Raw genomic sequence first — 12,346 nt, 5'->3', positions numbered from 1 at the left:
ATGAGTCATCGGACGCGACCGAGGCGGCGCTGGAGCGCGGGCAGCTGTGGGCGCCCGCTGCGTGGGCCGGTGCCCGGTGCCTAGTGATACGTGCGCGGCCGGGCCGCGCGGGGCATGGAGCAGTCCTGCTTGTGGACGTAGATCGTGATGCCGGGACCGGACGCACCGGGCATCTCGTACGGATTCGACTCCTCGCGGGTCATGGGCTGGTGGCAGCGGTCGCACATCACCGGCGGGCTTTCCGCCAGGCACGGCCGAGCCGTACGACTGTGGGGCAAGGGGCTCCAGTGCGGCAGCTGCCGCAGATCAGGGTGTGGCCGAGGAGCGTCTTGTACGCGGCGTCCGGCGCGGGTTTCTTCAGCGTGATCACGGGTGGCCTTTCGGCAGGCGGGGCAGCAGCGGCAGGTCCGCACCCGGACCGCGCGCCCTCGGGGGCATGAGCAGCACCGTAGGGACGCCGGCAGTATCCGTGCCCGCCGATTGCGTGGGATTGCGCACGCTGGTCTGCGGGTTGGGTGCGGTTGCTCAGGCGAGGTCCAAAGAGGCCCTTGCCCGGCCGATCAGACGCCGCGCCTGCGGGCCGTGAACCGCGGCCTCGGACAGCCAGTTCCATGCTCGCTCGTACAAGGCGATGTTCTCCTCGTCGTCGAGCCACATTTCGGCATTGATCGTCTCGATGATGATGAGTCGCTGGTCGTAGATCCAGAATCCGTGGGTCGGAGCCCGCCGCAGTTGCACGCCGAACGGGACGATACCGATCTCGACCGTGTCGAGGCCGATCAGACCTGCAAGCCGCTCAAGCTGTGCGGCCATGACCTCGCGCGGGCAGGTGAGGACGTGGAGGGCACCCTCCCAGACGAGGAACCGGAACTGACGGCCCCGCTCATACAACACATCCTGGCGGCGGATGCGGGTTCGCACAGCGTCCTCGATGTCCCGGGGGGACTGCCGGAATTCCGCGTTCGCCTGGAACACGTGCCGGGCGTAGTCCGCCGTTTGGAACAGACCAGGAATGCGGGAGACTTCCAGCCCTCGAATCACCCGCGTCGCCGTTGTTTCCGCGATGGCCAGCTCCTGCCGGGCCCGGTGACCTCCGGCCAGTTGCCGACGCCAGGAGCGGTACTGAGTCTCCAGCCCGGCCAGGCGCCCCTTCAGCTCTTCGAATGACTCGGGGCGTCCCACTGCCCGCGACCAAGCCACGAGATCAGTGGCCGAAGGGGTCTGCTTCCCGTTCTCCAGTCGCGACACCTTCGAGCGCTGCCAGCCCGAGCACTTCAGCTACGCCCTTGCCGTCAAAGCCGGCTTCGGTGCGCAGCTCACGGAGCCGCGCACCGAGGGCGACCCGAGCGGATTGAAAGTCGGTGCTCACACGCTGGAACGTACCGCCCTGGCGAAGTCGGCGGTACGAATCGCATGATGCCAAGCGGCATCGCGGGCCTGGCACGCTGACAGCACCTCGGCCGGGTTGTCCGTGAGCACCACGCCCAGAGTGGTGTCGTCGTCATCGAAGACGAATCGCATCACGGTGCGGGAGTCGAACAGCCAGAAGTCGTAGTCCGGCAGGCCGATCCGGGCGGCGTCTGTTCGGTAGAGGTTGCGGATGTCCTCACCCGCTGCCACGTTCCTGGGCGCTCGCGCGAGAAGGAACTGCTGTCCAGGAGTGGGCGGGTCGTCGACCAGGCGCACCCGCTCGAACCGTGCCCCAGCAGCTGTCTTCACTGCTACATTCTGCCGCCAGGCGTCCGGCGGGTCCTGGCTGACGTCCTCGCCGCTCCGCCAGCGGCTCCAGTTCGGCCCGTTACGGTCGGACGCGTAGCCTCGGCGTGTCTCCAGCCGCCAAGCGGTGTGTTCGAAGTCCTCGAAGAGGTGCGCGGCCTCCTTGAAGGGTGTCAGGTCCGGCATGTCACTCCTTGGACGCGAAGCGGGTCAGAAGTTCCCGGGGGATCACAACGAACGTCTCCGAAGACTTCACGTCGCGGAGCTGCGCCAGGTGCTCGGGGTCGGTGAGCCTGTCACCCTGGACGACGATGTCGCCGGTCTCCTCGACCTCGTAAAGGGTGGGGCAATCACCGTCGTCACTGGTGGTGCCGATGAATTTGAGTGTCATGTCGCCCTCTATCTGCGCTGATTGAACGACCAGGATGCGACGGATGGTCGACACCCGTGTGGGGATTGCGGCAGATTGCGGATCTGTCCTACGGTCGCCGGATTGCTCGCAACGGCGGGTCACCACCCTGCAGCCGAGCTGTGTGACGCCGCATGGTTGAACGTTACGAAGCCAGTAGTTCGCACCAGACGAACTTGCCGGAGTCGCCGCTGCTGCTGAGTGGATACCAGCCCCAGCCGTCAGTGCAGTTGCGGATCAGGTCGAGGCCGCGTCCGCTTTCGGCTTCCACGGAGGGGTGGAGCGGTGGCGTCGGTGGGGTCGGGTCCGCGTCCCAGACGCCGATGCGCAGTACGCGGCCCGCCCAGCGCAGACGTAAGGCGGCCGGGCCCTTGGTGTGGCGTACCGCGTTGCCGACCAGTTCGCCGGCGACGAGTTCGGCGGTCTCGGAGAGGGGGAGCAGATCGTGCAGGGTGAGGATCAGACGCAGAGTGCGGCGGGAGACCGTGACCGCGCGGGGGTCGTGGGGGATGTACAGCGTGTACTCCCAGGGGGCGTCGGTACTCACAGGCGAGTTCGGCATACGGGAACTCCGTTTGGTGCGCGGGTAGTTGTGGGGCGCGGCGTACTGCGGGCGGTGGCATGTCGTACCCGTCATGGCAGGGCGGGGCGGTGCGCTTCCGGGGTCCCGGCGTTTCGCAGCGTGTGCGGCACGTCACTGAAGGTAGGGGTAAAGCTTTCCCCCGGTCAAGCGGAGCTGTGATACTCATACGGTCAACTCGCCTGAATGGGAGGCAACATGCCCGGTAGGAGCGTCATCACGGCACGCCAGGAACGCTTGGGGGCCGAGTTGCGCAAGCTTCGGGAGCGGGCTGGTCTGACCGGTCGTGATGCCGCAAGGGCCATGGGCGTGGCCGAGAGCAAGATGTCCAGCATGGAGGCGGGCAGGGTCGGTGTCAGTGCTGAGCGCGTGCGCCACCTGGCCAGCCACTACGCGTGTGACGATGTCGCGCTGATCGATGCCCTGGCGGGCATGGCTGTCGAGCGCGTACGCGGATGGTGGGAGGAGTACCGGGAACAGGTGCCCTCCGGATACCTGGACCTGGCCGAGCTTGAGCACCATGCCGCCTGGGTGAAGAACTTCGAGACCGTGCATGTGCCGGGGCTGTTGCAGACGGAGCAGCAGGTCCGGGCCATCTTCTCCGCGACGGTGCCGGCGCTGTCCGAGGAGGAACTGGCGGTGCGGGTGCGGTTCCGGCTGAGGCGGCAGGAGGCTCTCGCCGAGGGGCGGATGGGCCATTACGAAGCGGTGATTCACGAAGCTGCTCTGAGGATCAGGGTCGCCGACGACAAGGTCGCGCGAGGCCAGCTTCTGCACGTCCTGGACCAGTCCGAGCTGCCGCAGGTGACGGTGCGGGTCATTCCCTTCGACCTGGACGGGTTCGCAGGAATGGGGGATCCCTTGGTGTATGCGGGCGGGCCGGTGCCGTCGCTCGACACCGTGCTCCTGGACACCCCGCACGGCGGCGCATTTCTTGACGCGCATGCACAGCTCTGCCGCTACCGCGAGGTCCTGCGCAAGCTGGAGACGGTCTCGTTGGGCGTCATAGAGTCGAGGGACTTCATCCATCGCCTTGTGCGGAGCATGTGAAAGGTCCCGGCATGACAAAGGGAATCGTGTGGCAGAAGTCCTCGTTCTCGGGCGGGGGCGATTCCTCCAACTGCGTCGAACTCGCCGCCACCGAAGGCCTGATACGGCTCCGCGAGAGCGACGACCCCGGTACGGAGCTGGCGATCACCCCGGCCCAGCTGGACCGGCTCCTGAGTGGCGTGAAGGGTGGGCGGCTCGGCGAGGCGTGACGTCCGGAGCTCACAGCAACTCACAGCTCACACCCACCTGTCTCTCAACTTCCCTGTCTAGCCTCGGCGTTCATGACAGAGACTCAAGGGCCCGCACACAAGAAGGACATGTCCCGCCGCCGGGTGGTGCTCGCCGGAGGGGCGGTGATCGTGGCCGCCGGGATCGGGGCGGGCGCCGTTGCCAGTGCCTCGGCCGATGAAGACACGACCGGTGCCAAGAAGTCCGGGGGCGGACACGGCGAGGCGTGTTACCGGCTCACCTCGGAGACCACCGAGGGGCCGTACTACATCGACGCCGACAAGTTCCGGAAGGACATCACCGAGGACAAGGAGGGCATCCCGCTCACCCTCCGGCTCAAGGTGATCGACTCCGACACCTGCAGGCCGGTCGCGCACGCGGCCGTCGACATCTGGCACTGCGACGCGCTCGGCGTCTACTCGGGTTACGAGGCGATGAGCTCCGGCGGGCCGGGGGGACCCGGTGGCCCCGGCGACGGGGGCACGCCGCCGACCGGTGCGCCGACCGACGCCCCCACCGGCGCTCCCCCGTCCGGCGGTCCCGGCGGCGCACCCGGCGGCGGGCACAGTGAGCCCACCGATGACGCGCGGTACCTGAGGGGCACCCAGCTCACCGACAAACACGGGTACGTGGACTTCAGGACGATCTTCCCGGGCTGGTACCAGGGGCGCTGCGTGCACATCCACACCAAGGTGCACGTCGGCGGGAAGATGACCGACGCCGGGTACGAGGGCGGGCACACCTGCCACACGGGGCAGTTCTTCTTCGCGGAGTCGGCGGTCCTCGACTCGGCGGAGATCGAGCCGTACTCGACCAGCACCACCACCCGTACCACCCTCACCGAGGACACCATCTACGACCGGAGCGGGGTCACTGGCGGGCTGATGAAGCTCTCCTACCGCAAGCGCCACATGGCGCGCGGTGTCGTCGGCTCGATCACGATGGGCGTGGACCCGGACGAGACGCACGACGGCACGGACCTCTGACCGGGCCTCAGCCGCCTGCTCTCCCCCGACGGAGACGAAGGGCCCGGAACCCGCGTGGACGACCAGCGGTTCCGGGCCCTTCGCGCAGGGGTGCCCTGCGGGTGGTACGGCCGTATGGCCCTCGTGCGGATTCGCGTCGGCGAGTCGCGGCGTTAACTGGATTCCGGCGGGACGAAGCGTGACGGGGAGCCCGCCTGAACAGCCTGCGTCCACGACCGCTGAGGAGTGCCCGTGTCCATATCCCGTCCGTCGGCCGCCCGGCGTCCCCCGTACGCCGTCCGCGCCGGCACCTGCGTCGCCGCGATCCTGCTGCTCACCGCCTGCGACAACACCTCCGAATCCGACATCGCCACCCGCAAGGTCCGGGCCTCCGCCTCGGCCTCCGCCTCGGCCTCCGCCTCGGCCTCCGCCGGTGTCGGGGGGCCGCAGGCCGAGGGGATACGGGGCAAGGCCGCTCCCGCCCCGGCGGCCCCACGCCTCCGTCCCCGGGAGATCCCCGCGCTGGGGCCGCAGATGCGGGCCGAGGTCCCGGCGGACTCCCGGCAGGCGCTCGTCATTTCCGGCGATTTCTACAATTCCAGCCTGTCCACCGCGGTCCTCTACACCCGTGACGATCCCGCCCGGGGCTGGCGCGCGGCCACGGACCGCTGGCCGGCCCGCAACGCCCTGAACGGCTGGACGGACGAGCACTGGGAGGACGACCTCCGCACCCCGGTCGGGGTCTACGGGCTGACAGCCGCGGGCGGCCTGCTCGAACCCCCGGGCACCATGTTCCCGTACAACCAGAGCCCGTCGTTCGCCGTGAGCGGCGAGGGGTTCGACGGGGAGTCCCTCGAAGGCTCCTTCAACTATGTCGTCGCCGTCGACTACAACCGGACCCCCGGCACCTCCCCCCTGGACCCGGAGCGTCCGCTGGGCAAGGAACGGGGTGGCGGCATCTGGATCCATGCGGACCACGGCGGCCCGACCCAGGGCTGCATCTCCCTCCCCGAGGACCGGATGAGGGAACTGCTCCGCCTTCTCGACCCCCAGAAGAAGCCGGTCGTCGTGATGGGGGACGTGGAGGCGCTGGAGCGGTGAACCGGGTACGGGCCGGGTGGGGCGCCCGTACGCTGGACGCAGCCCGGTTTCCTTCAGGAGGCAGTGATGAGTGTGGTTGAGGAGAGTGTGCTGACCCAGGAGGTCTTCGAGGACCTCGCCCGTCACGCCATACGTGCCGACGAAGCGCTGCGTCTGGAGTTCGTGAACGGGAAACTGGGGGTCAAGGCTGTGCCGGACGGGGACCACGGGCGGATCATCGAGTGGCTGACGCGGCTGTGCATGCAGGCCGATCCGGGGCGTTGGCTCTATGCCGAGCAGGGGCTCCGGATCGAGACGTACCGTAAGGGCAATGCCCGCCCGGATGGTGTGCTCGCCCACAGCGGTGCTTTCGTCGGCCAGGGCGAGTGGGCCAGTCCCGACGGCGTCCTGATGGTCGTCGAGGTCACCTCGTACGACGAGGACACCGACCGCCGGGACCGCGTCGAGAAGCCGCGTGCGTACGCCGAGACCGGCATTCCCGTCTATCTGCTCATCGACCGCGACACCTGCGAGGTCAAGGTGCACTCGCAGCCCGACGGCGTGCGGTACGAGCAAGTGGCGACGGTGCCGTACGGGAAGTCCGTGGAACTCCCCGACCCCGTGGGCATCGAGCTGGACACCGAGCCGCTGAAGAACTGGGTCCGCTGACCCGGAAGCGGCGGAGCAGCGGAAAGGGCCGGAACCCGAGTCGTGCGGTCCCGGCCCTTCTCCGTGCGTGGATCCGGTTACGCCGGCTTCTCCTCCAGGCGCGGGAACAGCACCGCGCCCTTCGTCACCGTCGTGCCCGCCGGGAGCCGGCCCCAGGTGCCCGCGTCCTGCACGCGCTGGTCGGACAGCGCGCCCAGGGACGCCTCGGCGCCCAGGGAGTCCCACAGCTGCTGCGAGGTCTCCGGCATCACGGCGTTCAGCAGGACCGCGACACCGCGCAGCGACTCGGCGGCCGTGTAGAGGATCGTCGCAAGGCGGGCCTGGCCCTCCGGGGACGTGTCCTTGGCGACCTTCCAGGGCTCCTGCTCCGTGATGTAGCCATTGACCTGCTTCACGAAGTCGAAGATCGCCAGGATGCCGGCCTGGAAGTCCAGCTCCTCGCCGATCTTCTCGTCGGCCGTGGCGACGGCCTTCGCCAGCCCCTCCTGGACCGCCTTCTCGGCGTCACCCGCGGCGGTGGCCTCGGGGAGCGCCCCGCCGAAGTACTTGCCGACCATGGCGGCGACGCGGGAGGCGAGGTTGCCGTAGTCGTTGGCGAGCTCGGAGGTGTAGCGGGCGGAGAAGTCCTCCCAGGAGAACGAGCCGTCGCTGCCGAACGCGATGGCGCGCAGGAAGTACCAGCGGTACGCGTCCACGCCGAAGTGCGAGGTCAGGTCCTGCGGCTTGATGCCGGTCAGGTTCGACTTCGACATCTTCTCGCCGCCGACCATCAGCCAGCCGTTGGCCGCGATCCGGCCCGGCAGCGGCAGCCCCTGCGCCATCAGCATCGCGGGCCAGATCACCGCGTGGAAACGGAGGATGTCCTTGCCGACCAGGTGCACATCGGCGGGGAACGTCCCGTCGAACTTCTCCTGGTTGGCGCCGTAGCCGACCGCCGTGGCGTAGTTCAGCAGGGCGTCGACCCACACGTAGATGACGTGCTTCTCGTCCCACGGCACCGGGACGCCCCAGTCGAACGTCGAACGGGAGATGGAGAGGTCCTGCAGGCCCTGCTTGACGAAGTTCACGACCTCGTTGCGGGCGGACTCGGGCTGGATGAAGCCGGGGTTGTTCGCGTAGAACTCCATCAGCTTCGGGCCGTAGGCGCTCAGCTTGAAGAAGTAGTTCTCCTCCTTGAGGATCTCCACCGGCTTCTTGTGGATCGGGCACAGCTTGACGCCGTTCTCGTCCTCGATGAGGTCGCCGGGGAGCTTGTACTCCTCACAGCCCACGCAGTACGGGCCCTCGTACCCGCCCTTGTAGATCTCGCCCTTGTCGTACAGGTCCTGCACGAACTCCTGCACCCGGTCGGTGTGCCGCTTCTCCGTCGTACGGATGAAGTCGTCGTTCGCGATGTTCAGGTGCTCCCAGAGGGGCTTCCACGCCTCTTCGACGAGCTTGTCGCACCAGGCCTGGGGGGTGACGTCGTTCGCCTCGGCCGTGCGCATGATCTTCTGACCGTGCTCGTCCGTGCCGGTGAGGTACCACACCTTCTCGCCGCGCTGGCGGTGCCAGCGCGTGAGCACGTCGCCTGCGACGGTCGTGTAGGCGTGGCCCAGGTGAGGAGCGTCGTTGACGTAGTAAATGGGGGTCGATACGTAGAAACTCTTCACGCCGTCGCCCCCTTGCTTCTCGGATCCAGTGGCCGCCATGGTCGAAATCCTAACGGCCTGCGGAAGATCGACTCACACCGATAAACCGGGTCCCGGGTGCGCAGACCCCTGTGGCGCCCCCTGCGGAGACCTTTGCGAAACATCCCTTCCCGTAGCAAAGACGCATCCTGGGAGGGAGTGGACACGCGTGAACGAGGCAGGGGACATCACGATGCGGGTACTGGTCGCCGAGGACGAGGAGATCCTGGCGGAGCTGGTCGCCACCGGGCTGCGGCGGGCGGGGTTCGCCGTCGACACGGTCTACAGCGGGGACGCAGCCCTCGCCTACCTGGGACTGCACGACTACGACGTCGTCGTTCTCGACCGTGACCTGCCACGGGTGCACGGCGACGACGTGGCACGCGGACTGGTCGCCTCCGGGTCCCGGACCAGGATCCTGATGCTCACCGCCGCCGGGTCCATGGAGGACCGGGTCGCGGGGCTCGATCTCGGCGCCGACGACTATCTGGGCAAACCGTTCGAGTTCCCCGAGCTGGTGTCGCGGGTACGGGCGCTGCGGCGGCGCAGCGCCCGCCCCGTACCGCCGCAGCTGGAGCGGCACGGCATCCGGCTCGACACCGTACGGCGCACCGCTTGCCGGGAGGGGCGGGAGCTGGACCTCTCGCCGAAGGAGTTCTCGGTGCTCCAGCTGCTGCTGGAGGCCGACGGCGGGACCGTCAGCGCGGAGGAGCTGCTGGAGCGGGCCTGGGACGCCAACGCCGATCCGTTCACCGGCGCCGTCCGCGTCTGCATGAGCAAGCTGCGCGGCAAGCTCGGTGAGCCCGCCCTGATCCGTACGGTTCAGGGCGTGGGGTACGCCCTGTGAAGCGCCCGCCACGCCTCCCGCGCGTTCTGCGCGCCGCTCGCGTCCCGCACGTCCAGCACTCCACGATCCGGACCCGGATAGCGCTCGTGTACGGCGGGGTGTTCCTGGTGCTCGGGACGGCGCTGCTCGCCACCGTCAACCTCGCCTCGCGCGCGGGCACGGACTCCCAGGCGCGCGCCATCGCCCGCACGGCCGCGGTCGTCCAGCCCGGATACGCGGTGAACGGCCCCCTCGTCACCCGGCGAAGTCTCGGACCGCCCACCGTCTACGACCTCACGGACCACGTCAGCGACGCGGCCGGTCACGAGCTGCTCGTCTGGTCCGCGGCCGCGCTGCTCGTCATGACGGCCTGCGCGGTCGGCGTGGGGTGGTGGACCGCGGGCCGGGTGCTGCGGCCCGTCCACGCCATGACGGCCAAGGCGCGCCGGCTGTCCGAGCACACCCTGCACGAACGGATCGCGTCCAGTGGCCCCGACGACGAGCTGAGGGAGCTCGGCGACACGCTCGACGCGCTGCTGGCCCGGCTGGAGAAGGCGTTCGACAGCCAGCGCCGGTTCATCGCCAACGCCTCCCACGAACTGCGGACACCGCTCGCCACCCAGCGGGCCGCCATCCAGATCGGCCTGGACGACCCGTCCCCCGACGATCTCGTACGGACCCGGCAGACGCTCCTGGACAACAACCGGCGCAGCGAACGGCTCATCGAGGGGCTGCTGGTCCTGGCGCGCAGCGAGCGCGGGCTGGCGACGGGCGAGCGGGAAGCGGTGGATTTCGCGCAGGTGGTGGCGGAGGAGACGGCCCGGCACCCCGGTGTGAAGGCCGACGCCGCACCCTGTGCGGTGCGGGGGAACCGGATGCTGCTCGCCCAGCTGGTGGCGAATCTGCTGGCCAACGCCGTCACGTACAACGTGCCGGACGGGACGGTGGAGGTGTCCCTGGTGACGGCCGGGGGCGGGGCGCTGCTGGAGGTGCGCAACACCGGGCCCGTGGTGGACGCGGCGGACATCCCCGGGCTGTTCGAGCCGTTCCGGCGGGGTGAGGGCAAGGACCGGATGGGACCGGGCTCGGGCCTCGGTCTTTCGATCGTACGTTCTATCGCTGTGGCCCACGGCGGTACGGTCACGGCGGTGCCGGGCCCCGAGGGCGGGCTCGCCGTGACCGTACGCCTGCCGGCGGATCAGCCCTCGGTCGCCGCTTCGCGGTCCGCGATCCAGGCGGGGAGGGCGGCGAGGACCTCACGGTAGAACGTGGTGTCCGCGATCTCGCGGGGGGCGGGGCCCGCGTGGAAGAACCCGGCGTTCGGGACGTCCAGCTTCCGCAGGAAGTCGAAGCCCTTCGCGTCCTCCTCGCCGAACGCGACGAACTGGAAGAACAGCGGCAGCCGCGCGGCATCGGCGAGCGCCTGCTTGGCGGCCTGCTTGGCGTCCGGCGGGCCGTCCGTCTGGAAGATCACGAGAGCCGGACCGGTCGCTTCCGACTTCTCGTAGTGCGCGACCACCTCTTCGACGGCGCGGTGGTAGTTCGTACGGCCGAGGCGGCCCAGGCCCGCGTTGAGTTCGTCGATCCGGCCCTCGTGGGCGGCGAGGTCGACCGTGCCGGTGCCGTCGATGTCCGTCGAGAAGAAGACGACGGGGACAGTGGCGCTCTCGTCCAGGTGCGCGGCGAGGGCCACGGTGCGGTCGCCCAGGTGCTGGGCGCTGCCGTCCTTGTAGAACGGCCGCATGGAGCCGGAGCGGTCGAGGACCAGGTAGACGGTGGCGCGCAGCCCGGTCAGCCCGTGCGCCTTCAGCCCGCCCTGAGCGGCCTTGTACGAGTCGACGAGCCCGGGGGCACGGGACTTGACCCGCGCGAGGGGGACGGCGGGCTTGTCGGCGGCGGCCGGTGCGGCTTCGGCGGCCGAAGCGGCTTCGGCGGCCGGCGCCGGTGCTGATTCGGGTGCCGGTGCGGATTCGGGGGCTGCTTCGGGGGTTGTGTCGGCTGCGGGTTCGGGTGCGGATGTGGGCTCCGCTTCCGGCTCGGGCGTGGCGTCGGCCGCAGGCGCGGGCGCGGGCTCCGGTTCCGGTTCGGGCTCCGGGTCGGGCGTGGCGTCGGCCGCGGGTGCGGGCGCAGGCGCGGGCGTGGGTTCCGTTTCGGGTTCCGGGTCGGCCGTGGGCTCCGGTTCCGTTTCGGGCTCCGGGTCCATTTCGATGGTGATCGGGGCGGGCTCGGCGGGGGCCTCGGCGGCGACGGGCTCGGGCTTCGGCTCGGCTTCGGGCGTGGTCTCGGCCTCCGCGGCGGCGGGCGTGGCCGCCGGCTCCTCGGTGACCGGCTCCGTGACCTCGGCCTCGTCGGCCTTCGCGGCCACCGGTTCGGCGTCGGAAACCTTCGGCTCCGTGACCTCGGCCTCCGGCTTCTCCGGCTCCGCGACTTCGGCCTCGTCGGCCTCCGGTGCGGTGACTGTGGCCTCCGCCGGCTTCACCGGCTTCGACTTCGGGGCCGAGCCCTGTGCCGGGACCGTGGGGAGGGACGCCTTGTCGAAGGCCGCCGCCACCAGGTCCGACGCCAGGCCGCTGTCGCCGATGGTGGACCGGGGAGAAGCGGGGGCCGGGACCGAGGCCTTGGCGACCGGGGCGGTTTCGCGCACCGAGGCGGTCTCCGCAGCCGGCTCGTCCACCGTGACCGCGACCGGCTCCGACCCCGCGGACGCGGTGCGTTCGGTCTGGGGCGGGACTGTGGCCGTCGGCGCCGGCGCCGACGCGTCCTGCTCCGCGCGGTCGCGGCCGAACACCTTGCGCAGCAAGCTCCGAATGCCCATGGGCGAGGCCTTTCGCGTGAGTTGGGTGCGATAAATGTCCGACCTGCGGGATTCATCCCTGGCCAGGACGGATACGTAAGGTTAGCGGCCGGATCCGGCCGTTCGGTGGCGCGGCCCGCCCGTGGGACAACTGTGCCGCAACCGAGCTCGGGCCGAGTCCTGCGGCCTGTTCGGTCCCGGGTCGCCTTGCCGGTATGAGTGGCCGATGTGTCTGACAAACGGTCAGTCACATCGTTGTTCCGCCCTGCGCACGCGCGTGGGGCGTGAGGTGGACAGCCGTAACTCAGGTGGGGCCATTGGCGACTTCGGCCGATCCCGGCCTGGACCGATCCAGGCCC

The 12,346-nt window shown here is 69.7% G+C and carries 13 protein-coding genes and 1 pseudogene; 7 read left to right on the top strand and 7 right to left on the bottom strand.

The annotated features are described in order from the left end of the window. Positions 1 to 80 precede the first annotated feature (80 nt). From ACZ68L_RS20575 to ACZ68L_RS20555, 5 genes and pseudogenes are all read right to left on the bottom strand, one after another. A complete protein-coding gene (locus ACZ68L_RS20575; protein WP_469578894.1) occupies positions 81 to 203 on the bottom strand; it encodes a hypothetical protein in 123 nt (40 codons plus the stop codon). Between the two features lie 322 nt (positions 204 to 525). Next, a pseudogene (locus ACZ68L_RS20570) lies at positions 526 to 1,369 on the bottom strand (helix-turn-helix domain-containing protein). Further along, a complete protein-coding gene (locus tag ACZ68L_RS20565; RefSeq protein WP_469578893.1) occupies positions 1,366 to 1,902 on the bottom strand; it encodes a DUF6879 family protein in 537 nt (178 codons plus the stop codon). The pseudogene ACZ68L_RS20570 and the gene ACZ68L_RS20565 overlap by 4 nt, the downstream one beginning before the upstream one ends. Before the next feature lies 1 nt (position 1,903). Beyond that, positions 1,904 to 2,107, bottom strand: a complete 204-nt coding sequence (locus ACZ68L_RS20560) for a hypothetical protein (protein WP_469578891.1) — start codon at positions 2,105 to 2,107, stop codon at positions 1,904 to 1,906. 163 nt (positions 2,108 to 2,270) lie between these two features. Beyond that, positions 2,271 to 2,687, bottom strand: coding sequence for an ATP-binding protein (locus ACZ68L_RS20555; protein WP_469578889.1), 417 nt, complete (start codon positions 2,685 to 2,687; stop codon positions 2,271 to 2,273). A gap of 216 nt (positions 2,688 to 2,903) precedes the next feature. Here ACZ68L_RS20555 and ACZ68L_RS20550 point away from each other — a divergent pair, with 216 nt between their 5' ends. From ACZ68L_RS20550 to ACZ68L_RS20530, 5 genes are all read left to right on the top strand, one after another. Then, entirely contained in the window at positions 2,904 to 3,755 is an 852-nt protein-coding gene (locus ACZ68L_RS20550) for a helix-turn-helix domain-containing protein (protein ID WP_469578887.1), read from the top strand. 11 nt (positions 3,756 to 3,766) lie between these two features. Then, positions 3,767 to 3,964 (top strand): DUF397 domain-containing protein, encoded by a 198-nt coding sequence (locus ACZ68L_RS20545; protein ID WP_469578885.1) that lies wholly within the window; start codon positions 3,767 to 3,769, stop codon positions 3,962 to 3,964. A gap of 72 nt (positions 3,965 to 4,036) precedes the next feature. Then, positions 4,037 to 4,969 (top strand): intradiol ring-cleavage dioxygenase, encoded by a 933-nt coding sequence (locus ACZ68L_RS20540; RefSeq protein ID WP_469578883.1) that lies wholly within the window; start codon positions 4,037 to 4,039, stop codon positions 4,967 to 4,969. 231 nt (positions 4,970 to 5,200) lie between these two features. Further along, positions 5,201 to 6,049, top strand: coding sequence for a L,D-transpeptidase family protein (locus tag ACZ68L_RS20535; RefSeq protein WP_469578881.1), 849 nt, complete (start codon positions 5,201 to 5,203; stop codon positions 6,047 to 6,049). Between the two features lie 66 nt (positions 6,050 to 6,115). Beyond that, positions 6,116 to 6,697 (top strand): Uma2 family endonuclease, encoded by a 582-nt coding sequence (locus tag ACZ68L_RS20530; RefSeq protein ID WP_469578879.1) that lies wholly within the window; start codon positions 6,116 to 6,118, stop codon positions 6,695 to 6,697. A 77-nt stretch (positions 6,698 to 6,774) separates the two neighbouring features. Here ACZ68L_RS20530 and metG read toward each other — a convergent pair whose 3' ends face one another. Further along, complete coding sequence (gene metG / locus ACZ68L_RS20525) at positions 6,775 to 8,388, bottom strand: methionine--tRNA ligase (RefSeq protein ID WP_469578877.1); 1,614 nt, start codon at positions 8,386 to 8,388, stop codon at positions 6,775 to 6,777. Between the two features lie 172 nt (positions 8,389 to 8,560). Here metG and ACZ68L_RS20520 point away from each other — a divergent pair, with 172 nt between their 5' ends. Together ACZ68L_RS20520 and ACZ68L_RS20515 are read left to right on the top strand one after the other, a co-directional pair. Then, entirely contained in the window at positions 8,561 to 9,214 is a 654-nt protein-coding gene (locus tag ACZ68L_RS20520) for a response regulator transcription factor (RefSeq protein WP_469579158.1), read from the top strand. Then, positions 9,211 to 10,458, top strand: a complete 1,248-nt coding sequence (locus tag ACZ68L_RS20515; RefSeq protein WP_469578875.1) for a sensor histidine kinase — start codon at positions 9,211 to 9,213, stop codon at positions 10,456 to 10,458. Before ACZ68L_RS20520 ends, ACZ68L_RS20515 begins: the two co-directional genes overlap by 4 nt. On the opposite strand, the gene ACZ68L_RS20510 is transcribed toward ACZ68L_RS20515, so the two are convergent. After that, the gene (locus ACZ68L_RS20510; protein WP_469578873.1) at positions 10,392 to 12,008 is read right to left on the bottom strand and encodes a VWA domain-containing protein; all 1,617 of its coding nucleotides are present in this window, start codon (positions 12,006 to 12,008) and stop codon (positions 10,392 to 10,394) included. The genes ACZ68L_RS20515 and ACZ68L_RS20510 overlap by 67 nt on opposite strands. Between the last annotated feature and the right edge of the window lie 338 nt (positions 12,009 to 12,346).

The organism is Streptomyces sp. NPDC104309 (assembly GCF_055584025.1).
The sequence above is the reverse complement of the archived record's forward strand: the minus strand, read 5'-3'. Positions and strand labels throughout refer to the sequence as shown.

What these genes read in the sequence shown, in the direction of transcription:
- ACZ68L_RS20530 (WP_469578879.1), top strand. Translation starts at nt 6,116, where the DNA reads ATGAGTGTGGTTGAGGAGAGTGTGCTGACCCAGGAGGTCTTCGAGGAC.
- ACZ68L_RS20545 (WP_469578885.1), top strand. Translation starts at nt 3,767, where the DNA reads ATGACAAAGGGAATCGTGTGGCAGAAGTCCTCGTTCTCGGGCGGGGGC.
- ACZ68L_RS20560 (WP_469578891.1), bottom strand. Translation starts at nt 2,107, where the DNA reads ATGACACTCAAATTCATCGGCACCACCAGTGACGACGGTGATTGCCCC.
- ACZ68L_RS20575 (WP_469578894.1), bottom strand. Translation starts at nt 203, where the DNA reads ATGACCCGCGAGGAGTCGAATCCGTACGAGATGCCCGGTGCGTCCGGT.
- ACZ68L_RS20555 (WP_469578889.1), bottom strand. Translation starts at nt 2,687, where the DNA reads ATGCCGAACTCGCCTGTGAGTACCGACGCCCCCTGGGAGTACACGCTG.
- metG (WP_469578877.1), bottom strand. Translation starts at nt 8,388, where the DNA reads ATGGCGGCCACTGGATCCGAGAAGCAAGGGGGCGACGGCGTGAAGAGT.
- ACZ68L_RS20520 (WP_469579158.1), top strand. Translation starts at nt 8,561, where the DNA reads ATGCGGGTACTGGTCGCCGAGGACGAGGAGATCCTGGCGGAGCTGGTC.
- ACZ68L_RS20550 (WP_469578887.1), top strand. Translation starts at nt 2,904, where the DNA reads ATGCCCGGTAGGAGCGTCATCACGGCACGCCAGGAACGCTTGGGGGCC.
- ACZ68L_RS20510 (WP_469578873.1), bottom strand. Translation starts at nt 12,008, where the DNA reads ATGGGCATTCGGAGCTTGCTGCGCAAGGTGTTCGGCCGCGACCGCGCG.
- ACZ68L_RS20540 (WP_469578883.1), top strand. Translation starts at nt 4,037, where the DNA reads ATGACAGAGACTCAAGGGCCCGCACACAAGAAGGACATGTCCCGCCGC.
- ACZ68L_RS20565 (WP_469578893.1), bottom strand. Translation starts at nt 1,902, where the DNA reads ATGCCGGACCTGACACCCTTCAAGGAGGCCGCGCACCTCTTCGAGGAC.